At 66.1% G+C, this 24,311-nt stretch carries 22 protein-coding genes; 10 read left to right on the top strand and 12 right to left on the bottom strand.

Features of this window, described 5'->3' with window-relative positions:
• Window positions 1-123: 123 nt before the first annotated feature.
• Window positions 124-2,487, bottom strand: a complete 2,364-nt coding sequence (locus ACFPU0_RS28300) for a DNA polymerase II (RefSeq protein WP_377696657.1) — start codon at window positions 2,485-2,487, stop codon at window positions 124-126.
• A gap of 225 nt (window positions 2,488-2,712) precedes the next feature.
• On the opposite strand from ACFPU0_RS28300, the gene ACFPU0_RS28305 reads away from it, so the two are divergent.
• Together ACFPU0_RS28305 and ACFPU0_RS28310 are read left to right on the top strand one after the other, a co-directional pair.
• Window positions 2,713-2,943 (top strand): hypothetical protein, encoded by a 231-nt coding sequence (locus tag ACFPU0_RS28305; protein ID WP_377696616.1) that lies wholly within the window; start codon window positions 2,713-2,715, stop codon window positions 2,941-2,943.
• Entirely contained in the window at window positions 2,940-3,239 is a 300-nt protein-coding gene (locus ACFPU0_RS28310; RefSeq protein WP_377696617.1) for a cell division protein ZapA, read from the top strand. Before ACFPU0_RS28305 ends, ACFPU0_RS28310 begins: the two co-directional genes overlap by 4 nt.
• 377 nt (window positions 3,240-3,616) lie before the next feature.
• Here the strand turns inward: ACFPU0_RS28310 and ACFPU0_RS28315 are convergent, their stop codons facing one another.
• Together ACFPU0_RS28315 and ACFPU0_RS28320 are read right to left on the bottom strand one after the other, a co-directional pair.
• Window positions 3,617-4,567 carry a phospholipase D family protein gene (locus ACFPU0_RS28315; protein ID WP_377696618.1) on the bottom strand — a complete coding sequence of 317 codons (951 nt, stop codon included), beginning with the start codon at window positions 4,565-4,567 and terminating at the stop codon, window positions 3,617-3,619.
• A gap of 162 nt (window positions 4,568-4,729) precedes the next feature.
• Entirely contained in the window at window positions 4,730-5,215 is a 486-nt protein-coding gene (locus ACFPU0_RS28320) for a GNAT family N-acetyltransferase (protein ID WP_377696619.1), read from the bottom strand.
• 120 nt (window positions 5,216-5,335) lie between these two features.
• Here ACFPU0_RS28320 and ACFPU0_RS28325 point away from each other — a divergent pair, with 120 nt between their 5' ends.
• Window positions 5,336-6,274, top strand: a complete 939-nt coding sequence (locus tag ACFPU0_RS28325) for a YeeE/YedE thiosulfate transporter family protein (RefSeq protein ID WP_377696620.1) — start codon at window positions 5,336-5,338, stop codon at window positions 6,272-6,274.
• A 179-nt stretch (window positions 6,275-6,453) separates the two neighbouring features.
• Here ACFPU0_RS28325 and ACFPU0_RS28330 read toward each other — a convergent pair whose 3' ends face one another.
• The gene (locus ACFPU0_RS28330) at window positions 6,454-7,269 is read right to left on the bottom strand and encodes a gamma-glutamyl-gamma-aminobutyrate hydrolase family protein (protein ID WP_377696621.1); all 816 of its coding nucleotides are present in this window, start codon (window positions 7,267-7,269) and stop codon (window positions 6,454-6,456) included.
• A 454-nt stretch (window positions 7,270-7,723) separates the two neighbouring features.
• On the opposite strand from ACFPU0_RS28330, the gene ACFPU0_RS28335 reads away from it, so the two are divergent.
• Window positions 7,724-8,833, top strand: a complete 1,110-nt coding sequence (locus tag ACFPU0_RS28335) for a DUF1615 domain-containing protein (protein WP_377696622.1) — start codon at window positions 7,724-7,726, stop codon at window positions 8,831-8,833.
• Here ACFPU0_RS28335 and ACFPU0_RS28340 read toward each other — a convergent pair.
• The gene (locus ACFPU0_RS28340) at window positions 8,800-9,528 is read right to left on the bottom strand and encodes a gamma-glutamylcyclotransferase (protein ID WP_377696623.1); all 729 of its coding nucleotides are present in this window, start codon (window positions 9,526-9,528) and stop codon (window positions 8,800-8,802) included. The two genes, ACFPU0_RS28335 and ACFPU0_RS28340, sit on opposite strands and share 34 nt — an antisense overlap.
• A 121-nt stretch (window positions 9,529-9,649) precedes the next feature.
• The gene (locus tag ACFPU0_RS28345) at window positions 9,650-10,588 is read right to left on the bottom strand and encodes a LysR family transcriptional regulator (protein ID WP_377696624.1); all 939 of its coding nucleotides are present in this window, start codon (window positions 10,586-10,588) and stop codon (window positions 9,650-9,652) included.
• Window positions 10,589-10,693: 105 nt separating this feature from the next.
• On the opposite strand from ACFPU0_RS28345, the gene araD1 reads away from it, so the two are divergent.
• Window positions 10,694-11,689: an AraD1 family protein gene (gene araD1 / locus ACFPU0_RS28350; RefSeq protein ID WP_377696625.1), complete on the top strand. Its 996-nt coding sequence runs from the start codon at window positions 10,694-10,696 to the stop codon at window positions 11,687-11,689.
• A 118-nt stretch (window positions 11,690-11,807) separates the two neighbouring features.
• A complete protein-coding gene (locus tag ACFPU0_RS28355) occupies window positions 11,808-13,388 on the top strand; it encodes an aldehyde dehydrogenase (NADP(+)) (protein WP_377696626.1) in 1,581 nt (526 codons plus the stop codon).
• Window positions 13,389-13,644: 256 nt separating this feature from the next.
• Here ACFPU0_RS28355 and ACFPU0_RS28360 read toward each other — a convergent pair whose 3' ends face one another.
• From ACFPU0_RS28360 to ACFPU0_RS28375, 4 genes are all read right to left on the bottom strand, one after another.
• The gene (locus ACFPU0_RS28360; protein WP_377696627.1) at window positions 13,645-15,438 is read right to left on the bottom strand and encodes an alpha/beta fold hydrolase; all 1,794 of its coding nucleotides are present in this window, start codon (window positions 15,436-15,438) and stop codon (window positions 13,645-13,647) included.
• A 695-nt stretch (window positions 15,439-16,133) separates the two neighbouring features.
• Window positions 16,134-18,080: a UvrD-helicase domain-containing protein gene (locus ACFPU0_RS28365; RefSeq protein WP_377696628.1), complete on the bottom strand. Its 1,947-nt coding sequence runs from the start codon at window positions 18,078-18,080 to the stop codon at window positions 16,134-16,136.
• A 199-nt stretch (window positions 18,081-18,279) separates the two neighbouring features.
• Window positions 18,280-18,801 carry a gluconokinase gene (locus tag ACFPU0_RS28370; RefSeq protein ID WP_377696629.1) on the bottom strand — a complete coding sequence of 174 codons (522 nt, stop codon included), beginning with the start codon at window positions 18,799-18,801 and terminating at the stop codon, window positions 18,280-18,282.
• Between the two features lie 147 nt (window positions 18,802-18,948).
• On the bottom strand, window positions 18,949-19,542 hold the full coding sequence (locus tag ACFPU0_RS28375; RefSeq protein ID WP_377696630.1) for a TetR/AcrR family transcriptional regulator: 594 nt from the start codon (window positions 19,540-19,542) through the stop codon (window positions 18,949-18,951).
• Window positions 19,543-19,756: 214 nt separating this feature from the next.
• Here ACFPU0_RS28375 and ACFPU0_RS28380 point away from each other — a divergent pair, with 214 nt between their 5' ends.
• The gene (locus ACFPU0_RS28380) at window positions 19,757-20,158 is read left to right on the top strand and encodes an MbcA/ParS/Xre antitoxin family protein (RefSeq protein ID WP_377696631.1); all 402 of its coding nucleotides are present in this window, start codon (window positions 19,757-19,759) and stop codon (window positions 20,156-20,158) included.
• Window positions 20,158-20,844 (top strand): RES family NAD+ phosphorylase, encoded by a 687-nt coding sequence (locus tag ACFPU0_RS28385; protein ID WP_377696632.1) that lies wholly within the window; start codon window positions 20,158-20,160, stop codon window positions 20,842-20,844. Before ACFPU0_RS28380 ends, ACFPU0_RS28385 begins: the two co-directional genes overlap by 1 nt.
• Here the strand turns inward: ACFPU0_RS28385 and ACFPU0_RS28390 are convergent.
• On the bottom strand, window positions 20,841-21,977 hold the full coding sequence (locus ACFPU0_RS28390; protein WP_377696633.1) for a carboxylate-amine ligase: 1,137 nt from the start codon (window positions 21,975-21,977) through the stop codon (window positions 20,841-20,843). The genes ACFPU0_RS28385 and ACFPU0_RS28390 overlap by 4 nt on opposite strands.
• Before the next feature lie 217 nt (window positions 21,978-22,194).
• Here ACFPU0_RS28390 and ACFPU0_RS28395 point away from each other — a divergent pair, with 217 nt between their 5' ends.
• Entirely contained in the window at window positions 22,195-22,413 is a 219-nt protein-coding gene (locus tag ACFPU0_RS28395; RefSeq protein ID WP_377696634.1) for a hypothetical protein, read from the top strand.
• Window positions 22,413-22,715, top strand: coding sequence for a hypothetical protein (locus tag ACFPU0_RS28400; protein ID WP_377696635.1), 303 nt, complete (start codon window positions 22,413-22,415; stop codon window positions 22,713-22,715). The genes ACFPU0_RS28395 and ACFPU0_RS28400 overlap by 1 nt, the downstream gene beginning before the upstream one ends.
• Window positions 22,716-22,812: 97 nt before the next feature.
• Here the strand turns inward: ACFPU0_RS28400 and ACFPU0_RS28405 are convergent, their stop codons facing one another.
• Window positions 22,813-24,270 (bottom strand): amidase, encoded by a 1,458-nt coding sequence (locus ACFPU0_RS28405; RefSeq protein ID WP_377696636.1) that lies wholly within the window; start codon window positions 24,268-24,270, stop codon window positions 22,813-22,815.
• Window positions 24,271-24,311: the final 41 nt, after the last annotated feature.

Consider the following 24,311-nt stretch of genomic DNA (forward strand, 5'->3'; position numbering starts at 1 on the left):
GTGGGGGCGAATTCATTCGCTAAAGGGCCGCGTAGCGGCCCCTTGAGTTGTCAGGGCAGGTCTTCGGCCTGCTTAGCGATTGAAATCGCCCCCACAGTCAAAGGCACAGCCGAGCCCGGCTGCTTAGAACAACACCATCTGCCGGTCGATCAATGAGCTGAAGTCATCGCCCACGAAGGGCAGGATCGCATCGGCCACCGGTTGCAGCTGGCGGGTCAGGTAGTGGTCGTAGTCGATGGCCGAACGGCGGGCTTCCAGCGGCTCGGGGCCGTTGACGGTGATCAGGTAGCTGATCCAGCCGCCGTTCTGGTATTGGCGCGGGCGGCCCTGGCGGTCGTTGAACTCGTCGGCCATGCGCGCGGCGCGGACGTGGGGCGGCACGTTGCGGGTGTAGTCGCCTAGCTGGCGGCGCAGGCGCTTGCGGTAGACCAGCAAGTCGTCCAGTTCGCCGGCGAGGGTCTGCCGCACGTATTCGCGCACGTAATCCCGATAGGGCCGGCGTTCGAAGATCAGCTGGTAGAGCTCCTGCTGGAACCGCTGGGCCAGGGGCGACCAGTCGGTGCGCACGGTTTCCAGGCCCTTGAAGATCATTTCCCGGCTGCCGTCCGGGCGCTGCACCAGGCCGGCATAGCGTTTCTTGCTGCCTTCCTCGGCGCCGCGGATGGTGGGCATGAGGAAGCGCTGGTAGTGGGTTTCGTACTGCAGCTCCAGGGCGCTTTCCAGGCCGTACTCCTGGCGCAGATGCTCGCGCCACCATTGGTTGACCTGCTGCACCAGGTGGCGGCCGATGCGCGCGGCCTCGTCCTCGCCATGGGGACGCTTGAGCCAGACGAAGGTGGAGTCGGTATCGCCATAGATCACGCTGTAGCCTTCGGCCTCGATCAGCTCGCGGGTGCGGCGCATGATCTCGTGGCCGCGCATGGTGATGGAGGAGGCCAGGCGCGGGTCGAAGAAGCGGCAGCCGCTGGAGCCGAGCACGCCGTAGAAGGCGTTCATGATGATCTTCAGTGCCTGGGACAGGGCCTTGTTGCCATCGCGCTTGGCTGCCTCGCGGCCCTGCCAGACCCGCTCGACTATGGACGGCAGGCTGTGTCGGCTACGGGAGAAGCGGGCGCCGCGAAAGCCCGGTACCGAGTGTTCGTCATCCGGCTGGCGCAGGCCTTCGATCAGCCCCACCGGGTCGATCAGGAAGCTGCGGATGATGGAGGGGTAGAGGCTCTTGTAGTCCAGCACCAGCACCGATTCGTAGAGGCCGGGGCGCGAGTCCATGACGAAGCCGCCGGGGCTGGCCTCAGGAAGCTTCTCGCCGAGGTTGGGGGCGACGAAGCCCTGGCGGTGCATCAGTGGCAGGTAGAGGTGGGTGAAGGCCGCCACCGAGCCGCCGCTGCGGTCGGTGGCGAGACCGGTGACGGTGGCCCGTTCGAGGAGGAAGTCGAGCAGCCCGGTCTTGTCGAAGATGCGTGTTACCAGTTCGCAGTCCTTGAGGTTGTAGCGCGCCAGGGCGGGCTTGTCCTCGGCGAACATGCGGTTGATCTCGTCCATGCGCTGGTAGGGCGTGTCGATCGCCTTGCCTTCGCCGAGCAGCGTCTGGGCGACGCTCTCCAGGCTGAAGGAGGGGAAGCTCCAGGTGGCCGAGCGCAGGGCTTCGATGCCGTCGATGATCAGCCTTCCTGCGGCCTCGGCGAAGAAGTGGTTGTTGCCGCTGCCATGCTCGCGCCAACCCATGGGATCGCCGCCGCGGCCAAGGCGCAGCGGGACTTTCAGTTTTTCGGCGTGGGCCTGCAGCACGCGCAGGTCGAACTGCACCAGGTTCCAGCCGATGATGGCGTCCGGGTCGTGCTCGGCCAGCCACTGGTTCAGGGCCTCGAGCAGCCCGGCGCGGCTGTCGCGGTAGTCGAGCTGGAAGTCCAGGGTGCCGGCATCGCCATTGGCCGGGCCGAGCATGTAGACCTGGCGCTGGCCGCAGCCCTCCAGGGCGATGGAGTAGAGTTCGCCGCGCTCGCTGGTTTCGATGTCCAGGGACACCAGTCGCAGCTTGGGGCGGTAGTCGGCAAATGGCTTGAGCTGCGCCTCCAGCAGCAGGCCGCTGGCATCGTGAGTGCCGCTGAAGAGGACCGGCGCCGTGATGAAACGCTCCATCAGGTAGCGTTCCGGCGGGCGTATGTCGGCCTCGAAAACGTCGACGCCGGCCTTGCGCAGCACCTTGTCCAGGCGCATCAGCTGGCGGTGCTGCCCGCAATAGAGGCCTAGCACGGGGCGGTGCTGGAAGTCGCAGAGGGCGAGGGGGCGCAGCTCCACACCCTGCTCGCCGCGCAGCAGGGCCTCCGCGCGTTCGCGCTGTTCGGCGGGGACGAAGGCTACGGACGTCTGGATGGGCAGGCGGACCTGTCGCGGACCGGCGTCGGTGGCCAGCCAGAATTCGACTTCCGTTCCCTCGGGCGTGTCCCGCCAGTGTCGGGTCAGGACGAACCCCTGCTGCAATTCCACCGCTGCAACCTCGTACTCGTGTGTCACCGGGCGATTCTACCCGTCATCCTGATGTCGCGCGCCCTGGGGCGAAGCGCTGGCCATACTGTCCAACTGACATGAGGAAAGTTATCTAAGCCATTGAATTGACAGTATACATTTTGTCAGGACAGGCTCATTTTTCCTGGCCAGGAGCAGGCCTTTTTCTTTATTCTCCGCGCCTTTGCACCTGCCCGGGAGACAACCATGCTGGACAATACCCTCGTACAACTCGAACAACTCGTCAGCGAACTGCTGGAACAGAACCAGGCCATCGCCGACGACAACGCGCGAGTCCGCGCCGAGCTGCGCAAGGCCCGTGAGGAGAACGACAGCCTGCAGCTGGCCATGCTGGAGCAGGAAGAGAAGAGCAACGCCACCGCCGAGCGCCTGCAGGCCCTGGTCCGCCGCGTCAGCGAGAGCCGCGCCAGCGCATGAACAACGACGGCATCCGCGTACTGCGCATCCTGGGGCGCGAGTACAGCATCAAGGCGCCACCCGGCGAAGAGCGGGTGCTGCAGGACGCCAGCGCGATGCTGCAGGCGGAGATCGCCGCCAACAAGAAGAAATTCCCCTACGTCACCGCCAGCGAGCTGGTGGTGCTTTCCGCGCTCAACCTCTGCGCCCGCCAGCTGAACGCCCCGGGCGCGCCCGTGGACGTGGCCGACGCCACGCAGCGCATCGCCGTGCTCAATCGGCGCATTCGCGAGCAGCTGGATTCCCAGGGCGATTGAGCCTGCGATACCGATCCACGGAAGATTGGTGTCGGGGCGAATTCATTTGAACTTGGGAAACCACGTCCTGAGGACGTGGTCATGAGTCAGCGGCTCTGCCTGTGACGATTCGAATGTCCGGGCTGGCAGGATGAAGCCGATGCGGTAGGGTGCGCCGTGCGCACCGGCGGTTTGACATGGTGCCGAAGCTGATCCCGGAATCGGTGCGCGCAGCGCACCCTACGGTCCAGGCCAGGCGAAAGGGGGCGGGCGGCGTTCCGCGAGCTTGCGATACCCATCGATCCGACAGCATGGGTTTCGCTCCGCTCTACCCATCCTGCGGGTTTGCAGGGTGCGCCAAGGGTGGAAATCCACGAGGTGGATTTCCACCGGAAGGCTCAGCGGATGACGCGCAGGATGTCGGCGCGGTTGATCTCGGTGCGACCGTCTTCGTACCAGGCCGGAATGGCTTCCTTGAGCAGCTCCTTGTCGCCTTCCAGCTTGAACGGCTGGGTGTAGCGCTTCTTGCGGTAGGCGTAGATGTAGTAGGTGCCGTCGCGATAGAGGATGCGGTCGAAGGTGTAGAAACCGATGTGCGAGCCGTTGCAGCGCGCGGTCAGCACCACGTCGCCTTCCTCGTAGGGCAGCGCGCCTTCTGCGCATTCATAGGTGAAGAACTCACGGACATCGTCCCAGGCCACGCCGTCGCTGCTGGACTTGAGGTGGTTGCGCGCCTCGTCCTCGGACTGCTGCGAGTGGTCGCTGTACCAGATGAACAGCGGGATGCTCTGGTTGGTGTCGTCGCCCAGCCAGCCTTCGCTGTCCAGGTATTCGGCGGTGCGCGCCAGGCCCGCCTGCATGCGGCGGTGGTTCTGCTTGTAGCTGTCCAGGGCGTCTTCGAAGGCCTGGGAGTGGTCGCAGGCCAGCACGCCGTCGACGCTCTTGAGTGCCAGGACCCGCGCCAGATAAGCGTCGTACAGGGCAGCATCGGTGATCAGGGTGCAGGTGTCACGCACCAGGCTCACGCCCACCTGGGTGAGGTTGGCGCTGCCGAGGATGACGACGTCCGGTTCGATCAGGTAGAGCTTCCAGTTGATGCTCGCCTGGTAGCGGAAGTCCACCGACAGGGCCAGGGCGGGGTTGGCCTCGTTGAGACAGTGCTCGATGAAGTCGGGGGAGGTCAGCGAGTTGATGGAGCCGACCAGGATGTCCAGCTGGTTGTCATTCTCGATCAGTTGGTCGATCAGCGGCTCGGTGCCGCTGGCGAAGGCGGAAACTATCGTGATCTTCTTTCCGCTCAGTTCACCCAGATAGCTTTCAAGGCTGTCTTCGTAATCCAGAATTTCCATACAGTCTCCAGCGACATCATTTTTGCAATTGCGCCATTTTCGCACAGGCAACGCCTTTGGCCAGTACCCGCAGCGTGCCGCGGGCCCGCTGCGGGTACTGTGACGCTCGACCTGTGCTCCGAAGCACGGGCTTCGGGGCCGGAGATGGTGTCCGAGGCGGCTTCAGCCGTTGCTTTCGGCGAACTCTCGCAGGGCGTCGCCGTCAAGGCGGTAGCGCACCCATTCGTCCTGGGGCAGGGCACCGATGGAGCGGTAGAAATCGATGGCCGGCTGGTTCCAGTCCAGCACGCTCCATTCCAGGCGGCCGCAGTCGTTGGCGCGGGCTTCGCGGGCGATTTCCCGCAACAGCCGACGGCCGGCGCCGATGCCACGCTGTTCCGGCGTGATGTACAGGTCCTCCAGGTAGATGCCGTTGCGGCCCAGCCAGGTGGAGTAGCTGTAGAAGTACACCGCGTAGCCGATCGGCTGGCCATGCAGCAGGCACATCAGTGCCCGGGCCGGGGCGTTGTCGACGAACAGGCTGCGATGGATGTCCTCGACGCCGGCCTTGACCTCATGGCCGGCTCGTTCGTAGACGGCCAGCTCGGTGATGAAGTCGAGTATCTGTTGAGCATCGTCAGGCCGGGCGGGGCGGATCTCGAGGGACACGGGGAATCTCCATGGGTAGATGAAGCGGCCATGCTAGTGCCTTCGCCCGGCGGCATGAAGCGATTTCCGTGCCGCAACCGCTAAGCTTTGACGGAAACCCGGCCTGCGGAGGGCGAGGGCGTGATCCTGTTGGCGAGTGTTCTTCTGGCCCTGCTGATGGGCTATGCCGTGCAGCGTGGCGGCACCTGCCTGGTGGCCGCGCTGGAAGAACTGGTGGGCAAGCACCGCTGGACCCGGCTGCGAGCCCTGCTGGAGACTTCCATCTGGGTGCTGGGCGGGTTCGTCCTGCTGCGTGCCTTCGATCGCTTGCCCATGGTGCCCATGGGCTATCCGCTGCACTGGCATGCCGCCCTGGGCGGGGCCTTGCTGGGTGTCGGTGCCTTCCTCAACGGTGGCTGCGCCTTTGGCGTGGTGGCGCGGATCGGTTCCGGGCAATGGGCCTGGCTGGCGACGCCGCCGGGCTTTCTCGCCGGCTTCGCCCTGGCCGGACGCAGCCTCGGCGTGACCTCGGCCATGCCGGTGGCGATCCCGGACTGGTTGCACCAGGTGCCCATCGGCCTGGTCCCGCTGATTCTCGCAGCGGTGGTGGCGCGCCTGGGCTGGCTGGCCTGGAACCGGCGCAACGGATCGGCCGGCGCGTCCATCTGGACGCCGCACCATGCCACCATCGTGCTCGGCATCGCCTTCCTGCTCCTGTTCGTCTGTGTGGGCGCCTGGGCCTACACCGACATACTGGCGGAGCTGGCCACGGGACGCTTCATGGAGCTGGGCCTGCGCGGCCTTCTGCTGCCGGCGATGTTCGCCGGGGCGCTCCTGGGCGGCTGGACGGCCGGGCTCTGGGAGCACCGCTGGCCCAGCCTGCGAGCCCTGTCGAAGTGCTTCTGCGGCGGGGTGCTGATGGGGCTGGGTTCCAGCCTGGTGCCGGGCGGTAACGACAGCCTTATCCTGTTCGGCATGCCGCTGCTCTGGCCCAACGCCTGGCTGGCCTTCGCCTGCATGTGCCTGGTTGTGGTGCTTACACTCTGGTTGGTGGGGCTGGGTAGAAGGGTGCTTCAGTGAGGGGCGTCCTGCTTTTGCAGGGTGGAAATCCTTTCGGGGATTTCCACCATCGGAGTCGTGGTCCGCCCAACTGGTGGATAGAAAAGCGCTATCCCCCTACACGCTGGTTGGCCGCGCTGGTCAAGCGCCGATGAAAAAGGCCCGGCGAATGCCGGGCCTGTTCAGCGACGGGTGCAGGTTCAGGCGGCGTGGCCGAACACCTTGCCCTTGGCCTTGCGCTCCACCTGCTGGCGGCAGGCTTCACCGAAGGCTTCGAAGATCTTCACCGAATCGGGGTTCTTCGCGGCTTGCCATTCCGGGTGCCATTGCACGGCGAAGAGGAAGGGCGAAAGGCTCGGCGCATGGATGGCTTCCACCAGGCCGTCTTCGGCGTGGGCGATGGCCTCGATGCCCTTGCCGAGGGTTTTCAGGCCCTGGCCGTGCAGCGAGTTGACGCGGATCTCGTCGGTGCCCAGCACCTTCTGCAGCCAGCTGCCTTCCTGTACGCGCACGCTGTGCACGGCGCTGTACTGGACGTCCACCGGATCCTCGGGGTTTTCGCGGTGGTCGTTGAAGCCGGGCTCGGCGTAGAGCTTCTGGTGCATATCGCCGCCCAGGGCGACGTTGATTTCCTGCATGCCACGGCAGATGCCGAAGATCGGCAGGCCGCGCTCGATGGCAGCACGAATCAGGGGCAGGTCGAAGAGGTCGCGATCCTTGTCCTGACCTTTCTCCGGGGTCAGGTTCTCCTGGCCGTAGAGGGTCGGGTCGATATTGCTTCCGGCACCGGTGAGGTATACGCCGTCCGCCATGTCGAGGTACTGCTCGAGGTCTTCGGTGCCGCAGCAGGTGGGCACGAGGACCGGTACACATTCGGAGATTTCCACCAGCGGGACGATGTACTTGTGGGTCATCACCTGGTAGTCGTGGCCCTTGCGTTCCTGGGCGCCCATGGACATCAGGACGACCGGTTTACGAGTGGTCTGTTTCTTATTGCCAATGTTGCTGTTGGACATATTTCACCTTGGGACAGGCTCAGCCTATCGTTGCTGTGCAGGCGCGCCGGTGAGGGTTGGCGCTACCTGAGGTCTCGAGCACTGCCGGCCATCGTCAGGGCGATTTCCGGTCGAAACCTGCCGTATAGCCTGCCAGAGCCGTTAAATATGTCAAACGAACCAGACGGAAAACGTAAAAAATAATGGCCGATTTTTATCGGATTTTCACGGGTAACTATTTGATAAATAAGGATAAATTGTACTAATCAAAAATATTTTCAGGTTCAGCATCTAAAACGAGTGTTCAGAATGCTGGACTTCTGCTCCTGATATCGAAAGCCCCGTCCTGGAGCATGCTCGCCTTGCCCCACCTGGTCAGCTCCGCCGCCCCCACCAGACACCACCCCGCGACTTCTGGCCTGGCTGCGCCTTTCATGCGATTTTCTGCGCGCATGAATCGCAAGGCAGCCCTTACATGAACAACCCTGCAATACAGCTTTTCTCCCGGCTCACCACCCTTGCCGCACTGCTGGCACTTGCCGCCTGCGGTACCCAGCGCCCGGAGGAACCGGTGCTGCGGCCGGCCGAGGTGCGGGCCAAGGTGGTCCGCCTGTTGCCGGCCAAGGTGCCGGACCGCCAGGGCTGGGCCGCCGATATCCAGGCCGCCTTCGCCGCCCGGGAGATCCGGCCCAGCGACAGCAACCTCTGCGCCGTGCTGGCGGTGACCGAGCAGGAATCCACCTACCAGGTGGACCCGCCGGTGCCGGGCCTGGCGAAGATCGCCCGCCAGGAAATCCAGCGCCGCGCCGGGCGCCTGCATGTGCCGGCGATCCTGGTGAATTCCGCGCTGAAGATCGAATCACCCACCGGCAGGAGCTACGACCAGCGCCTGTCGTCGGTGCGCACCGAGAAGGAGCTGAGCGCCATCTTCGATGACTTCATCGGCATGGTGCCCCTGGGGCAGCGCCTGTTCGGCAACTTCAACCCGGTGCATACCGGCGGTCCCATGCAGGTGAGCATCGCGTTCGCCGAGGCCAACGCGAAGGACTATCCCTATCCGGTCAAGGGTTCCATCCGCCAGGAAGTCTTCACCCGGCGTGGCGGCATGTACTTCGGCATCGCCCATCTGCTGGGCTATTCGGCCAGCTACCCGAAGCCCCTGTACCGTTTCGCCGACTTCAACGCCGGCTGGTACGCCAGCCGCAACGCCGCCTTCCAGAATGCCGTGAGCCTGGCTTCCGGCATTCCGCTGGCCCTGGATGGTGATCTGGTGATCCACGGTTCCAGCAAGGCCGGCTCCACGGAGCTCGCGGTGCGCGCCTTGCAGAAACACCTGGACCTCAGCGACTCCGCCATCCGCCGCGACCTGCTCGAGGGCGACCGGCTGGAGTTCGAGGAAACCCGCCTCTACGAGCGGGTCTTCGCCCTGGCCGAGAAGATCGAACGGCGCAAGCTGCCCCGCGAAGTGATGCCGGGCATCGATCTGAAAAGCCCGAAGATCACCCGCAAGCTCACCACCGAGTGGTTCGCCAAACGGGTGGACGAGCGCTATCAGCGCTGCATGAAACGCGCCTCGGGGAACTGATGCCCGTCCGCGCCGGCACCTGCGATCTCGTCGGCCACCAGGCTCTGGATGCGCCAGAGGTTGCGATCGCGGATGCCGTGCTCCTCCAGCATGGTGACGGTGCGGAACAGGTACTGGGCTGCCGAACCCCAATGGCCGGCTGCCCGTGCCAGCACATGGGCGACCCGGTCCGGCGGCAGCCTGCCGGCATAGGCATTGCCGTCGCGGGCGGCGACGAAGGCCAGGGCGCGCAGCAGCCCCTTGCCGGTCCTCACATCGATCCAGCGCGGTACGTTGGTGGGCGGGTTGGCGTCGATTTCACGGACCAGCAGTTGCGCCAGCTGTTCGGCGTGGTCCCGGGCCGGCAGCCGGTAGGCCACGCCCTGGCAGCTGCCGCCCCGGTCCAGGGCCAGCATCAGCGCTGGGAACTCCCGCGTGCCGCGCCAGCGCGTCAGCTTCAGGCAGAAGGAACGGTGCCAGCCGAAGGCCGTTGCGCGGCAGCTCTCGAGGAAATCGAACTCCGGGTTCCAGATCAGCGAACCGTAGGCGAACACCCACAGCTCGTCCGGCCGGTAAGCATCCAGGAGGGCATCGGCCATGGCGGCGAATTCGGCCTCGGTATGTTCCCGCGTGCCGGGCTCCGGGCCCGGGTCCGGCTCCAGGCGTTCAACCCGGGCAACCAGATCGGCGGTCAGCTTCCTGGCTCTGTAGGCCATCGTGGCTCCACCCCTTGCTGTGGCTGGATACTGGAGCCTAGCTGAGGCGGCGTGGGCGTCGGCGCCAGGCTCAGATCACTTGCGCATAAGGGTTATTTCGGCGCCGATGGGCCCGCGTGCATCAGGCAGCCGGCGGCGCGGCTTCGGCCTCCAGCTCCGTCCACAGCAGCCGCGCCGGCGCCGACAGCGGCGCCCCCCGGCGCACCACCGCCGAGAACGGCTCGCTGCGGGAACGCAGGTGCAGGGGCAGGCTGGCCAGGCTGCCGAGGTGGATGGCCTCGTCCGCCACTTCCCGCGGCATCAGGGCGACCAGATGCGGGTTGTGCCGCAGCAGCATCAGGGTGGTGAGGGTGGACGCGGTCTCCACGGGGTAGCGCGGGAACTCCAGGCCCGCCTGACTGAATTCCCGTTCCAGTACCAGGCGCATGGGCATGTTGGCCGGGTAGACCACCCAGGGGTAACCGGCCAGCTGTGGCAGCTCCAGGGGCTCGACGCCGGCCAGGGGATGGGCCGGATTGGCCACCACCCGCAGGGGTTCCTCGTAGAGCGGCAGGCAGTCGTAGGCATCCGGCCGCGGGCTGACACTGGTGCGGCAGATGGCGAGGTCCAGGCGGCCCTGGTCGATCAGCCCCAGCAGGCGCGCGCTGGTGTCCTCCACCACTTCCACCGCCAGTTCCGGCTGGGCGTCCCGCAGGCGTTGCAGGCTGCGCACCAGCAGCGGCACCGCGCCCATCACCGCGCCCACCGAGAGGCGGCCCCCCTGGCCCTGGAGGATGCCGAGCATTTCTTCCCGCAGGTGCGCAAGGTCGGTGTGGATCAGCCGCGCGTAGCGTATGGCGCAGCGCCCCAGGTCGTTGGCCTCCAGGCCCTGGCTGGTGCGGTTGAACAGGCGCATGCCGAAGGCGGTCTCGATCTCGTTCAGCGCCTTGGTGGCGCCGGGCTGGGTAATGGCTACCTGCTCGGCGGCCTTGTGCAGCGAGCCCTGTTCGTCCAGGGCGATGAGCAGCCGCAGCTGCTTCAGGCGCAGGCGGGATACCAGGGCTGGGAGGGAAGCGATCATAGGGGGGATGACCAAAAGTTATCGCGGGATCAGAAGCTCTCATTAGGCAGGCCGCCGGGGGATTCGTAAAGTCCCGGCCAACAACCCGCAACGAGAGTCATCGCCATGAGACTGATCCAGTTCGAGAGTGCCTGCGGCCAGCGCCATGTGGGCGTGATCGAAGGCGAACAGGTGCACCTGGTGCGCGGCGTCACCACCACCCGCGCCCTGGCCCTGGCCGCCATCGCCGCCGGCCGCGGCCTGCAGGAGGAAGTGCTGGCCCGCGGCAGCGAACCCGGCCCGAGCTACCCGGAACTCCTGGAGGCCGGCCGCGTGCTGCCGCCGCTCGACCACGAGGACCCGGCCCATTGCCTGGTCAGCGGTACCGGCCTGACCCACCTGGGCAGCGCTTCCACCCGCGACAGGATGCACCAGCAAAAGGCCCAGGACGAGGCCGCCATGACCGACACCATGCGCATGTTCAAATGGGGCGTGGAAGGGGGAAAACCCGGCGCCGGCAAGGTGGGCGCGCAGCCGGAATGGTTCTACAAGGGCGATGGCGGCATCGTCGTGCGCCCGGGTGCCGACTTCCCCGTGCCGGCCTTTGCCGAGGACGCGGGTGAGGAGCCCGAGCTGGTTGGCCTCTACGTAATAGGGGAGGACGGCCGGCCCTATCGTGTGGGCTTCGCCCTGGGCAACGAGTTCTCCGACCACGTCATGGAGCGCCGCAGTTACCTCTACCTGGCCCACTCCAAGCTGCGCTTCTGCGCCTACGGCCCCGAACTGCGGGTGGGCGAGCTGCCGGCGCACCTGGCCGGTACCAGCCGTATCCGCCGGGGTGGCGAGGTGATCTGGGAGAAGGAATTCCTCTCCGGCGAGGACAACATGTGCCACAGCCTGGAGAACCTGGAGTTCCATCACTTCAAGTACGCACAGTTCCTGCGCCCGGGGGACGTGCACGTGCATTACTTCGGCACCGCCACCCTGTCCTTCGCCGATGGCATCAAGGCCCGGCCTGGCGACAGCTTCGAGATCGAGATGGCCGAGTTCGGTGCGCCGCTGGTGAACGGCATCGCCCGCGAGGACGAACATCTGGCGCCCGGTGCCGTGGGCAGCCTCTGAGTCCGCTGCCCGCGCTTGTTAGCCACACGCCCAGGAGGTGCGTGCCTGGCGCGTTCCATTCATTTGCGGCTGCCGTTCGCGGCGGCCACCCTCAACCCACGAGGTCAGGGAGACGAGCATGACCGTCATCACCGGTTTCAACTTCATCGCCGGCGGCCGCAGCGCCGCCGGCAGCGTCACCGTGCAGAGCTTCGATGCCACCAGTGGCGAACCGTTGCCCCATGGATTCCACCAGGCTACCCAGGCCGAAGTGGACGCCGCCGCCCGCGCAGCCGAGGCAGCCTATCCGGCCTTCCGCAACCTGCCTGCCAGCCGCCGCGCCGAATTCCTCGACGCCATTGCCGATGAACTGGATGCCCTGGGCGATGACTTCATCGCCACCGTCTGCCGCGAAACCGCGCTGCCCGCCGCCCGCATCCAGGGTGAGCGCGGCCGCACCAGCGGCCAGCTGCGCCTGTTCGCCACCGTGCTGCGCCGGGGCGACTTCTACGGCGCGCGCATCGATCGCGCGCTGCCCGAGCGCAAGCCCCTGGCGCGACCGGACCTGCGCCAGTACCGCATCGGCGTCGGCCCGGTGGCGGTGTTCGGCGCCAGCAATTTCCCCCTGGCCTTCTCCACGGCCGGGGGTGATACCGCTGCCGCCCTGGCCGCCGGCTGCCCGGTAGTGTTCAAGGCCCACAGCGGCCATATGGCGACTGCCGAGTGGGTGGCCGACGCCATCGTCCGCGCGGCGGCGAAAACCGCCATGCCGGCGGGCGTGTTCAACATGATCTACGGCGCCGGCGTCGGCGAGTGGCTGGTCAAGCACCCGGCCGTCCAGGCGGTGGGCTTCACCGGTTCCCTGCGCGGCGGCCGTGCCCTTTGCGACATGGCAGCCGCCCGCCCGCAGCCCATCCCGGTATTCGCCGAAATGAGCAGTATCAACCCGGTGCTGCTGCTGCCCGAAGCCCTCAAGGCCGGTGGCGAACAGGTGGCCGCGGAACTCGCCGCGTCGGTGGTGCTGGGGGCAGGGCAGTTCTGTACCAATCCCGGCCTGGTGATCGGCATCCGCTCGCCGGAATTCAGCGCATTCCTGGAACGCTTCGCCGCCCTGATGGGCGACCAGCCGGCCCAGACCATGCTCAATGCCGGCGGCCTGAAGAGCTACTGCCAGGGCCTGGAGCACTTGCATCAGCACCCCGGCGTCAGCCACCTGGCCGGTGCGACGCAGGAAGGCAGCCAGGCGCGTGCCCAGCTGTTCAAGGCCGATGTGAGCCTGCTGCTGGAAGGGGATGAACTGCTGCAGGAAGAAGTCTTCGGCCCCACCACAGTGGTGGTTGAGGTGGCCGACAAGGCCGAACTTGCCCGCGCCCTGCAGGGCCTGCGCGGCCAGCTCACCGCCACCCTGATCGCCGAGCCGGCGGACCTCGCCGCCTTCGGCGACCTGGCGAGCCTGCTGGAGCAGAAGGCTGGCCGGCTGCTGCTCAATGGTTACCCCACCGGTGTGGAAGTCTGCGACGCCATGGTTCACGGCGGGCCCTATCCGGCCACCTCCGATGCGCGTGGCACCTCGGTGGGGACCCTGGCCATCGACCGCTTCCTGCGCCCGGTGTGCTACCAGAACTACCCGGACGCGCTATTGCCGGCTGCGCTGAAGAATGCCAATCCGTTGGGCATTCAGCGGTTGGTGGATGGGCAGAGCACGCGAGAGGCGATCTGAGGGATGTACCTTCAAGAGCGACGGAACTGACCAGGTGGGGTGCGCCGCGTGCACCAAGGGGTGAGCGAGGCGCAGGAGATGACCCCGCGATCGGTGCGCATGGCGCACCCTACGGTGGGGCGAGTGCCGGAGTTGCGTCCCAGGCGTCGCATGGAACGCGGCGCCGAAGCGCTTGAAGGCGTTCATCAGGCCGACGGCGAGCGCAGCGATACCCATCAATGGCGGTCGATGGGTATCACCGGCTCGCGCAGCGCCGTCAGCGCTCCAGCACGTAGCAGCCAGGCGCGGGGCAGAGGGGCGGATACTTGCGCGAGCCCAGCTTCTTCGGCGCCGGCAGGCTGTCGCCCGAGCGTTGCTGGATCCACTCGCGCCAATGGGGCCACCAGCTGCCTGCCTGGCGTTCCCCGGCATTCTCCAGCCAGGTTTCCGGATCTTCGGCGCTGGCGGGCGCCGCATAGAAGAACGACCTGGGATTGCCGGGCGGGTTGACCAGGCTCTGCAGGTGGCCGGCGTTGGACAGCACGTAGGTGGTGTCTTCGCCGAACAGGCGAGCCGTGCCGTAGCAGCCTTGCCAGGGGGTGATGTGGTCGGTGGTGCCGCCGATCACATAGGCGCCGACCTTGACCCTGGTCATGTCGATCATCTCGCCGGCGACCTCCAGGGTGCCCGGGTTGCTGTAGGGGTTCAGCTGGACCAGGTCGAGGTAGTCCGCGTGCAGTCGCGCCGGCAGCCGCGTGGTGTCGTTGTTCCAGGCGAGGATGTCGAAGGCCGGCGGCTTGTTGCCCAGCAGGTAGTTGTTGACCCAGTAGTTCCAGATCAGGTCGTTGGGCCGCATCCAGGCGAACATGCGCGCCATTTCCTGGCCGCTCAGCACACCCTTGCGCCGCGAGCTGGCCTTGGCCGCGCGCAAGGCAGCCGGTGTGGTGAAGAGCCCGAGGGTGGTGTCGTCCAGCGCCGACGGCATGTCGAGCACACAGACGGCCCAGTTGGTGTTGGCCACCTTGTGGCCTTCGTCCCGTGCCGCCAGCCAGCCCAGGTAGGCCGCCAGGGTGATGCCGCCGGAGCAGGAACCCCACATGTTCACGTCCGGGCTTCCGCTGATCTTGCGCGCCACGTCCACGGCCTGGTCGAGGCACATCACGTAGTCGGACAGTCCCCAGTCGCGGTGTTCGCTGGTGGGATTGCGCCAGCTGATGACGAACAGGTTCACGCCGCTGTCCTGAATCCACTTGATCAGGCTTTTCTCCGGCGACAGATCGATGGCGTAGTACTTGTTGATCTGCGGTGGCGACATCACCAGCGGCCGCGCATAAACGTTCTCGGTGGTCGGCGCGAACTGCAGGAGTTCGAACATCTCGCAGCGGAACACCACCTCGCCCTTGGCCGTGGCGATGTTTTCCCCCACCTTGAACGGCGTGCTGTCCACCTGTGCCGGGAGCCCCCGGTTGTTCAGCAGATCCTGGCCGAACTGGCGGATTCCCCTGGCCAGGCTCATGCCGCCGGTGTCCACCAGCTTGCGCAGGGCGACGGGATTGGTCAGCGGCGAGTTGCTGGGGGCTACCGCATCGGCCAGAAGCGACGCGACGAACTGGGCCCGGCTCTTTTCCAGGGGGGCGAGGTCGGTGGACTCGATGAAACGGGTGAATTCGCTCTGGCCGGCCAGGTAGTTCTGCAAAAGGGCGCGCAGCAGGAAGTTGGACTGCCAGGCCGGATCGGCGAAACGCTTGTCCTTCGGGTCCGGCGCAAGGCTGGAAGTGCCCCCGACTATGGCGCGCAATTCCTTCAGATAGCCGCCGAGGTGATAGCCGGCCTTGAGGGGCGACTTGCCCACGGCCTTGAGCAGGTAGCCGGCGGAGCTGGCGAGGTCGGCTGGGCGCACGCTGACCAGGGGGTTGCCCGCGAGCGTCTGGTTCGTCGCGGTGCCAATCAGCTCATGCTGCTGGGAATCACCTGGGAGATCGGCATCTTTGTCGCTGCGGCGGGCACGGCCTGCTGCCGGGCGTCGCTTGGCGGTGGTCGGCGTCTGGGGCGTTCGAGGGGACTTGCTCATGGTGATTCTTGTTTTTCCGGGGGTTTAAGGTGATACGCAGGCACATCGGTTCCCACCTATCGACGGCGGGGACGCGGCGTCGAGCGCCTGTCACGACAGGCACTCGGGGAAGGTCAACCAGGGACGGACAGGTCGTGGCGCCACGTCCCTGATTCGGACCCTGCGCCCGGGGGCACAGCATCCGAGCCCCGACCTGATCAGCGGAGCCGACGCTTGCATCATCCGGGCAGGAATCCCGCCTGTGATGAATGGGGTTGACTGTAGGCCGGTGGTTGGCGGGAAACCTTTCATCACGTGACAGAGGTTTTTCATTTCGTGACATCGGCTGGGTTTGCCGACGAAGCAACCAGGCGATCAGCGGGTCATGAGCCCGGGCCCCTTGTAGGGGGGCGCGTGCACCAGGTTGCAGGGGAGAATTCATTTGAACTTGGGAAACCACGTGCTCAGGACGTGGTCATGAGTCACCGGCTCTGCCTGTGACGATTGAGCTGCCCTGCTATCAGGATGACGTTCGTAGGATGTGGCGGGCGGCGCTCCGCTTGAGCGAAGCGATACCCATCGGCTCCAACGACAGCATGGGTATCGCAGGCTCAACCCATCCTACGTCGCTGAGTAGAGCGACATGCTTACTCGCGAAGGGCAGACCTGCGGCCTGCTTGGCGATTGAAATCGCCCCTACAGGAAGCCTTTCCCCACTATGCCCGGCTTGCGAACACCTGCGTCGCGCCCTGCACCTTGTTGGTGTACCAGATCACCCGGCTCACGCCCCGGGTGATGGCCACATAGGCCAGGCGCAGGCTTTCGTCCTGCATGGCCTGGTCGTAGCTGTTGCGGAAGAAGCCGGAGTGGGCGTAGAGGGCGTTGCGCAGCGGGTGTTTCTCCGGTGGTGCGCAGTCGTCGACGATGATCGCCACCTCCGCCTGCAGGCCCTTGGCGCGGTGGATGCTGTAGGCCCGCACCGCTAGCTGGGCGTCCAGCTGCGCCTGGATCTGTCGCAGTGGCTCGTTGCGCCGGCTGAGCACCAGCACCGCATTGCGGTCGGCGGCGGGCCGGCTGGCGACGTGGGCGCACTGGGCCTGGATTTCCTTGATCAGCTCCGGTAGGCGGGACTTGAGGTCGAAGCGGGCCACCAGCTTCACCCCGTGATCCCCCGGTTGCATGGCCTTGAACGCCTTGCTCGCCTTGGCCTGCTTGAAGGCCACGCCGGCCAGCACCGCCTCGCCATCGCGCAGCACCGGCTCGATGGAACGGTAGTTGGTTTCCAGCATCAGGACCGCGCTCTTTTTCGCCTTGCCCTTGCTGGGGAAGTGCCTGTCGAAGTCCATGAACAGCTCCGGCGAACTGCCGCGCCAGCCGTAGATGGACTGCCAGTCGTCACCGATGGCCATCAGGCTCACCGCCTCGCCCTTGCGCGCCAGGCCTCGGTGCAGGGCCTGCAGCCACTGGACGATCTGCGGCGAGATGTCCTGGAACTCGTCGATCAGCAAATGGCTGAAGGGCGCCAGGGATTCACCGGGAACGCCGTCGCCCTTGGCCAGAACCTCGCCCAGGCGGTGGAAGGCGGCATTGAAGGTCATCAGTCCCTGCTGTTGCAGCTGCGCCTCGAAATGCTTCCAGAACTGCACCAGCGCCTCGACGAAGGTGCGCTCCCGCGCCGAGCAGGCGAGGTCGCGAGCCTTCAGCTGGTCGAGGCGGATGCCGATGCACTCCATGAACCCGGCCTGTACGTAGAAGGTCTCGAACAGCGGCAGCGGGGTGAATTCGCCGGCGAGCTTGAAGCCATCCAGCGGCGCCTTGGGGATTCGCGCAACCTTGCCTTCGGCGGGAGCGGGCAGGGGCGGGAGATCCAGCAGGCTGTGCACCCGCTCGCGAAAGTCCGCTTCGGCCTTGTAGCAATCCTGATAGGCCTGCTGCAGCAGGCGTTGCTGGGCCGGGCGCAGGCGGCCGGCCAGCAATGGGTTGTCCAGTTCGCTCGCGCCGGCCTCGTCCAGTTGTTCGAACCAGCGCGGATTGCCCAGCAGGTCCCTGGCCAGGGTGCCCATGGCCGAATGGAAGGTGCGCACGCACTGGCGCGCCTGGGCGGCGTCGAAGGGAAACTGCCAGAAGGCCAGGACCTTGAGCAGCTGCTCGCGCAGTTGGGCGCAGGAGGCATTGGTGAAGGAAATGATCGTGAGCCGTTCCGGCGCCACACCCATGTGGCAGAGCATGAACACTACCCGCAGGACCAGGGTGGTGGATTTGCCGGAGCCGGCGCCGGCGAAGACGCGGGTCAGCGGCGCGCGGCCGAGGATCATCGCCCACTGCTCATTGGACGGCGGGCTGATCACCCCGGCCGCCACGGCCTGGGCCACGCGCTCGCGCATGGCCTCGGTCTGGGCGTCGGTCACCTTCATCCGGGCGCCCGCATAGATCCCTTCGGCGGCGCTCGCTCGGGGCTTGGCGGGGCCTTCGGCGGAAGCTTTCCCGGTTCCGCCGGCCTTGGATTTGCCGCTAGCCCCGGCGGCCTTCTTCGCCCGCTGCTTGGGTTTTCTCAGCTGCGCCGCCGCTTCGCTCTCGGCGCGCAGGTACTCGGTGGTGCGAGGGAAGTAACGCGCCAGGGCGCCGGAGAGCAGCGACTTGTAGCGTTTCACGGCAGACAACATGGAGCGATCCCGGTAACCACGACAAAGCGCGGAATCATAAGCGCTTTTGCGTGAAGACTGGATGATGGCGGATTGGTCATGGCCGCTATGCCCCCATCCTCCTTGTGGGAGCTAATTCATTCGCGATTGAAATCGCTCCCACAAGTCCGCGGGTCGTGGACTGGACAGTGATCTTCCGTCCAGCGGGCGGCCGGGCGGTTCAGGCCGGCGCGTGCTGCTGCCACCACTGGTGGATGGCCTTGGCCAGGGCCTCGACCGACTCGGTGCCGTCGAGGATCAGCGTCAGTGGTTCGTCCATGGGCGGCTCCAGGTCGGCGAACTGGCTGTCCAGCAGGCTTACCGGCATGAAATGCCCACGGCGCCTGGCCATTCGTTCGCGAGCAGCTTCAGGTGTGAGTTCGAGGTAGGCGAAACCCAGCGCTGGAATGGCGTGGCGCAGACCATCGCGATAGCTGCGCTTGAGGGCCGAGCAGGTGAGTATCGGATGCTCGCCGGCGGCATGGGCCTGCTGCAGCCGTTTCTCCAGGACCCGTAGCCAGCTGGCGCGGTCCTTGTCGGTAAGGGGCTGGCCGGCGCTCATCTTCTGGATGTTGCGGTCGGGGTGGAACGCATCGCCCTCGATCAGCCTCGCCCCGGAGCGCACCTCCAGCGCCCGCGCCACGGCGGACTTGCCGCTACCGGCAACCCCCATGATCACCACTGCGTTGATGGGCTGGTACATCGGGTTTTCTCCACTGCTGCTAGATAAAACGTTAGGCGATGGAGGGGAAAATGGCCCGTTATGAGGGGAAAACCCTGAATCGACAACGGATCGAGGCAGCCATGGACGGGCAGCCGAGCCTGCCGGGCGGTAATCCCGCGTCACGGTTCAGGGCAGGCGCAACGCCCCGCGCACCGTCCCGAGGATCATCCGTTTCATCAGTTCCTGCCCTTGCCCGCACGGCAATCCGCTGGCGTCCAGCCAGGCCGGCAGCTGGTTGAGCAGGGAAACGATGCTGGCCACCGCGCCGCGTCCGGCGGCGTCCAGGGGCTGGCCGGCCAGTTGCGCCAGGGGCTGCAGCAAGGCTTCTTCGTAGGCCTGGCGCAGCGCCCGGGCCTGCTCCAGGCGTTCACCGGAGAGGCGGCGGGCCTCCAGTTCGGCCAGACGGAAATGCAGGCCCATGGATTGGTGCAAGGCCAGGTGCGCATCGATCAGTGCGGCCAGGCGCGTGGCCGGATCGCGGTGACGGCGTGCGGCCAGTGTGGCGTTGTCCAGCAACTGTTCATACAGCTCCTCGATGAACTCGAAGAGCAGCGCTTCCTTGCTTTCCACATGGTGGTAGATGGACCCGGCCTTGATCCCCAGCTGCGCCGCCAGTTCGCGCATGCTGACCTGTCCGTAGCCCTGCTCGGCGAACAGGGCCAGCGCCAGGTGGCGGTTCTCCAGGTAGCGGGAGCGGCGGGCGGTGATGGCGTCTGGCATGGCGATGGCCCTCGCGGGTGGCTTGCCCGGCACTCTAGCCAGCGCCGCCGCCGGGGCCTAGGTCGAAAGCGCTCCGGTACTTTGGCGTTTTTTTCCATTGATCGCCCGCGGAGGCCGGAAGGTGGCGGGAGAGTTGTGCGTATACGAATTAATTGATTGAAGTTATTCGGATCGGGAGTAAACTCCAAGCCAAAGCATTCACCCAGGAGACGTCATGAGCATTCCCGCCAGCCATGCCAGTCCGGACCTCCAGAGCGGCGAAGCCGGCCGAGTGGCGCTGAAGTTCTTCTTCAACCTGATGGACAAGTGGGGTTGCACCAAGGAGCAGCAGCGCACCCTGCTGGGCTCCATCGGCAACACCACCTACTTCAGCTACAAGAAACTGCCCAGCGTGCGCCTGCCCCACGACACCCTGGAGCGCATTTCCTACCTGATGGGTATTCACAAATCCCTGCGCATCCTCTTCAGCAATCACGAGGAGCGCGCCTACGAATGGGTCCACAAGCCCAACAGCGCCGCGCCATTCAACGGCCGCAGCGCACTGGATTACATGCTCGGCGGCCAGGTAGTCGATGTGGCCGATGTCCGCCGTTACCTCGATGGAGTGCGTGGCTGATGACCCAGGAGCTCCTGGTGGAACGGATTCCGCAGTGGACCAGGGCCTATCGCCTGGTCAACAGTGCCTTCCCGCCGATTTCCGTGTTCGAGGACACCCTCGACCCCGATGACCTCGAGATCGCCTACGCCATCGAGGCCATGACCAACGACCGTCTGCGCGACCAGGTGGGCGAGATCACCCGCGTCGCCCCCGAGGACCGCGTCAGCGGCGCCGGCTCCACCGTGGTGATGGCGGTATTCACCCATATCGGCCGGGCCAGCCGCTTTTCCGACGGTTCCTTCGGCGTCTACTACTGCGCCAGTTCCATCGATGCCGCCATCGCCGAAACCCGCTACCACCAGGAGCGGTTCTGGCGCGCCACCCAGGAAGGGAGCATCGAAATCACCATGCGCTCCTACGTCAACAAGGTGGTGAACCCGATGCTGGATGTACGTGACCGCGTCGACCTGCACGACCCGGACCCAGCCACCTACGGCAGCAGCCAGGCCTTCGCCGGACTGCACCGCAATGCCGGCAAGTGGGGCCTGCTCTACAACAGCGTGCGGCTGCCGGGGCATGAATGCGTGGCGGCCTTCCGCCCGCCGGCGGTGACCCTGCCGGTACAGGGGCAGCACTTCCGCTACATCTGGGATGGCCGTACCCAGAGCATCTCCTGCGTGCTCAAGCTCAGCCCCGTGGGCTAACCGCCGCAGGTCTCCGCGATAAGCTCATCCACCACTGCCACCAGCGCCTGCTGGCGCGGCAGGCCGGCTTGCAGGGATTCTCGGTAGCGGAGCAACTGCCGGTCGGCACTGCTGCCATAGCGCAGGATATGCCGGCCCCGGACGAACGCATGGCCATTGCCTTCGGCTTCGGCACGCTCACCGAAGCAGGCATGGGCCTGGGCGAGCCAGGCGCCTGCCGAGAGGTTGGCCTCGCCCGAGGCGTCCAGATACATGCCGTGGATGCCGAAGCGCATCGCACGCCAGTAGTTCTCCTTCAACACCAGGCGTTGCACCAGGGAATCATCGGGGGCGTCGTCCTGGTCGATGGCCCAGGCCACCAGGGCGCGGAACAGGGCGACCACGCACAGGGCATCCTCCACGGACGGGCAGGCGTCGGCTGCCAGCAGCTCCAGGGTGGGAAAGCGCGACGAGGGCCGGATATGCCAGCCGAGGTCGCCTTCGCGGCGAATCGCCCCCGAGGCCATCAGCCACTGCAGGTAGGCGGCGTATGCCGGTTCGTCGGGGAAGTGCTCGGGAATGCCCCGGTGCGGCCACTCCGCGCAGACCGCCTGGCGATAGCTCATCAGCCCGGTCGGCCGCCCATTCCACAACGGCGAGGAGGTGCTCAGGGCGAGCAGCAGCGGGAGCCAGCCGAGCACCCGGTTCATCACCCGGACCCGGTCGATCCCGGCGGGCACGACCACATGGATGCGCATGCCACAGATCAGGCTGCGATGGGCGATCATCCGCTGGTCCTCGAAGAACGGCTGGTAGTACGGCTCCGCTGATGGCACCTGGAGATGCCAGGTGGCGAAGGGGTGGGTGCCGACACAGAGGGGCGCCAGCTGGAACTCCTCGGCCATGGCCGCCAGACGGGTGCGCCGTTCCAGCAGGCTGGCGCGGACTTCCGCCAGTTCCTGGAGGTTGGGTTGCACCATTTCCAGGCGCACCAGGCTCTGGAACATCTCCTGGCTGAAGCTGTCCTTGAAGGTGGATCGGGCCGCCTGGAGGAAACCCTCGGGCAGTTGCGGGGGCAGGTCCCGGCTGCGCTTATCTACCAGGAAATAGGTCTCTTCGACGCCGAAACCGGATGCGAGTGGGTCGTTGAGCATAGGGGCCGTCTCGATTGAGCCTACTGGCAAGTGACGTACCCACTGGCGAAGGTTTCAAGGACCGTTGGTCTGCAAGGGCGCTGCAACGGGGGCGTCATCTGCGGGGAGGAAGCTTTCCGATGAATAGCTGCCCGATGACATTTACGTGGCGAGTTTCCCTGCTAGGTTTTTCAGTCCGGCCACTCGATTGGTGAGAGGACTGAGAATGAATAATTTGATGCTTCGCCAGGTTGAGGACACCTTGAACAAGATGAGCGTCACCTTTCAGTTCGAGTGCTTGTGGGAGGCGGATGGCAGCTGCTCCATCACCCTTCGCAACCAGCACCTTGCAATTCCCCGTACCAAGGTGGCCGGCATCAGCCAGCAAGCGCTGCAGGACGAGTACAGTACCCAGCGGCTGGGTCTGGAACTGATGGACAGATTCCTGGACGACTGATGAAGCGGGTAGCCAGTCAGCCGCGGCTGCAGGTCCTGCACCAGCCCGCCGGCAAGAGTCCCAGGTCGGTCGAGCGTGTCGCGATCTTCATGGTGATCGGCATGTTCATGCTGGGTGTCTACGGCCAGTATTCGGGTCGAGGCCCAGGGGCCACCGCGATGCCCAGCCGGCCGGCCAAAACGCCGGTATTCGAATTCCAGCGCCTGAGCGGCAATCCCGCGGAGCGCACGGCCGCGTCCGGGCAGCGGCCGCAGCGGGAAAGTCGTTCCGGGCAGGGACAGCCGGCGCGGGTGCAGTTGTAGGGGCGAATTCATTCGCCAAGCAGGCCGAAGGTCTGCCCTTCGAGCCCGCAGGGGGACGCTGCGCATCCATTGGCGAATGAATTCGCCCCTACATTGATTAAACCACCAGACACCCCGGCACATGCCGGGTCCAGCCGCTGGCCTGTTCATAGGCGTGGGCCAGCTGCAGCACGGCCAGGTCCGCCTGGTGCGGGCCGATGATCTGCAGCCCCATGGGCAGGCCGCGGCTGTCGAAGCCCACCGGCACGTTGACCACCGGGCAGCCGGAGAGGGTGCCGGGGATCACCACTTCCATCCAGCGGTGGTAGGTATCCATGGCGGTGCCTGCGATTTCCTTCGGCCAGTGCAGGTTCTTGTCGAAGGGGAAGACCTGGGCGCTGGGCAGCAGCAGGTAGTCGTAGCGCTCGAACAGCCGGCAGATGGCGCGGTACCAGTCGGTGCGTGCGGCGGAGGCGCGGGATACATCCATGGCCGACAACGCGAGGCCGTTTTCCACTTCCCAGATGGCCTCGGGCTTGAGCTGTTCGCGCCTGGCCGGCTCGGTGTAGTGGGCACCGAGGGAGCTGGCCACCTGCCAATGGCGCAGGGTGCGCCAGGTGTCCCAGAGCCTGGCCATGGCGTAGTCCGGGCGGGCTTCCCCGATCGAGCAGCCCAGGGCTTCGAAGTCCTTGAAGGCGGTGCGGCAGAGCTCCAGCACGCCGGGCTCCATGGGCAGGTAGCCGTCGAAATTCCCCAGCCAGCCGAGGCGGGTGCCCTTGAACTCGCGTTCCAGGGCGCCGGTGAAGTCCTGGCCGCCCTCGGCGATGGACAGCGGCGCGCGGGTATCGCCGCCGGCCTGCACCGACAGCAGCAGGGCGACGTCGCGGGTATTGCGGCCCATGGGGCCTTCGTAGCCGAGCTGGTCGAAGAACAGGTCGGCGGCATCGTCGAAGGGCACCCGGCCCTGGGAGGGGCGCAAGCCGATGATGTTGTTGAAGGCCGCCGGGTTGCGCAGCGAGCCCATCATGTCGCTGCCGTCGGCCACCGGCACCAGGCGCATGGCCAGGGCCGCCGCCGCGCCGCCGCTGCTGCCGCCGGCGGTACGGCTCGGGTCGTAGGCGCAAGCGGTGGCGCCGAACAGCGGGTTGTAGGTCTGCGAGCCGAGGCCGAATTCCGGGGTGTTGCTCTTGCCGATGATGACGGCCCCGGCGGCTTTCAGGCGTTCGACCATGATGCCGTCGCGCTCGGGCACGTGGTCCCTGTACAGCGGCGAACCCAGGGTGGTGCGGATGCCGCGGGTCAATGACAGGTCCTTCACCGCATGGGGCAGGCCGTGCATCCAGCCCCGGTACTCGCCACGGGCCAGCTCGGCGTCGCGCTGGTCGGCCTTGGCCAACAACAGCTCGGTGGGCTGCAGGCTGACCAGGGCGTTGACCCTGGGGTTGAAGCGTTCGATGTGGTCCAGGTAGTCCTGCATCACCTCGCGGCAGGACACCTGGCGCTGGCGGATGTGCAGGGAAAGCTGGTGGGCCGGCAGTTGCACCAGCTCACTGATGGATTCTTTTTGACTGCTCATGGTTCTGCCTTGGGCAAACGGCGGGTTGCGGAAGGCCCCGC

Origin of the sequence: Pseudomonas sp. GCM10022186, from assembly GCF_042656385.1 — a bacterium.
GTDB lineage: Bacteria > Pseudomonadota > Gammaproteobacteria > Pseudomonadales > Pseudomonadaceae > Metapseudomonas.

Excerpts from the sequence above, each read along its gene's own strand:
- ACFPU0_RS28305 (WP_377696616.1), top strand. The coding sequence starts at position 2,713 with ATGCTGGACAATACCCTCGTACAACTCGAACAACTCGTCAGCGAACTG.
- ACFPU0_RS28310 (WP_377696617.1), top strand. The coding sequence starts at position 2,940 with ATGAACAACGACGGCATCCGCGTACTGCGCATCCTGGGGCGCGAGTAC.
- ACFPU0_RS28315 (WP_377696618.1), bottom strand. The coding sequence starts at position 4,567 with ATGGAAATTCTGGATTACGAAGACAGCCTTGAAAGCTATCTGGGTGAA.
- ACFPU0_RS28330 (WP_377696621.1), bottom strand. The coding sequence starts at position 7,269 with ATGTCCAACAGCAACATTGGCAATAAGAAACAGACCACTCGTAAACCG.
- ACFPU0_RS28335 (WP_377696622.1), top strand. The coding sequence starts at position 7,724 with ATGAACAACCCTGCAATACAGCTTTTCTCCCGGCTCACCACCCTTGCC.
- ACFPU0_RS28340 (WP_377696623.1), bottom strand. The coding sequence starts at position 9,528 with ATGGCCTACAGAGCCAGGAAGCTGACCGCCGATCTGGTTGCCCGGGTT.
- ACFPU0_RS28345 (WP_377696624.1), bottom strand. The coding sequence starts at position 10,588 with ATGATCGCTTCCCTCCCAGCCCTGGTATCCCGCCTGCGCCTGAAGCAG.
- araD1 (WP_377696625.1), top strand. The coding sequence starts at position 10,694 with ATGAGACTGATCCAGTTCGAGAGTGCCTGCGGCCAGCGCCATGTGGGC.
- ACFPU0_RS28355 (WP_377696626.1), top strand. The coding sequence starts at position 11,808 with ATGACCGTCATCACCGGTTTCAACTTCATCGCCGGCGGCCGCAGCGCC.
- ACFPU0_RS28360 (WP_377696627.1), bottom strand. The coding sequence starts at position 15,438 with ATGAGCAAGTCCCCTCGAACGCCCCAGACGCCGACCACCGCCAAGCGA.
- ACFPU0_RS28365 (WP_377696628.1), bottom strand. The coding sequence starts at position 18,080 with ATGTTGTCTGCCGTGAAACGCTACAAGTCGCTGCTCTCCGGCGCCCTG.
- ACFPU0_RS28370 (WP_377696629.1), bottom strand. The coding sequence starts at position 18,801 with ATGTACCAGCCCATCAACGCAGTGGTGATCATGGGGGTTGCCGGTAGC.
- ACFPU0_RS28375 (WP_377696630.1), bottom strand. The coding sequence starts at position 19,542 with ATGCCAGACGCCATCACCGCCCGCCGCTCCCGCTACCTGGAGAACCGC.
- ACFPU0_RS28380 (WP_377696631.1), top strand. The coding sequence starts at position 19,757 with ATGAGCATTCCCGCCAGCCATGCCAGTCCGGACCTCCAGAGCGGCGAA.
- ACFPU0_RS28385 (WP_377696632.1), top strand. The coding sequence starts at position 20,158 with ATGACCCAGGAGCTCCTGGTGGAACGGATTCCGCAGTGGACCAGGGCC.
- ACFPU0_RS28390 (WP_377696633.1), bottom strand. The coding sequence starts at position 21,977 with ATGCTCAACGACCCACTCGCATCCGGTTTCGGCGTCGAAGAGACCTAT.
- ACFPU0_RS28395 (WP_377696634.1), top strand. The coding sequence starts at position 22,195 with ATGCTTCGCCAGGTTGAGGACACCTTGAACAAGATGAGCGTCACCTTT.
- ACFPU0_RS28400 (WP_377696635.1), top strand. The coding sequence starts at position 22,413 with ATGAAGCGGGTAGCCAGTCAGCCGCGGCTGCAGGTCCTGCACCAGCCC.
- ACFPU0_RS28405 (WP_377696636.1), bottom strand. The coding sequence starts at position 24,270 with ATGAGCAGTCAAAAAGAATCCATCAGTGAGCTGGTGCAACTGCCGGCC.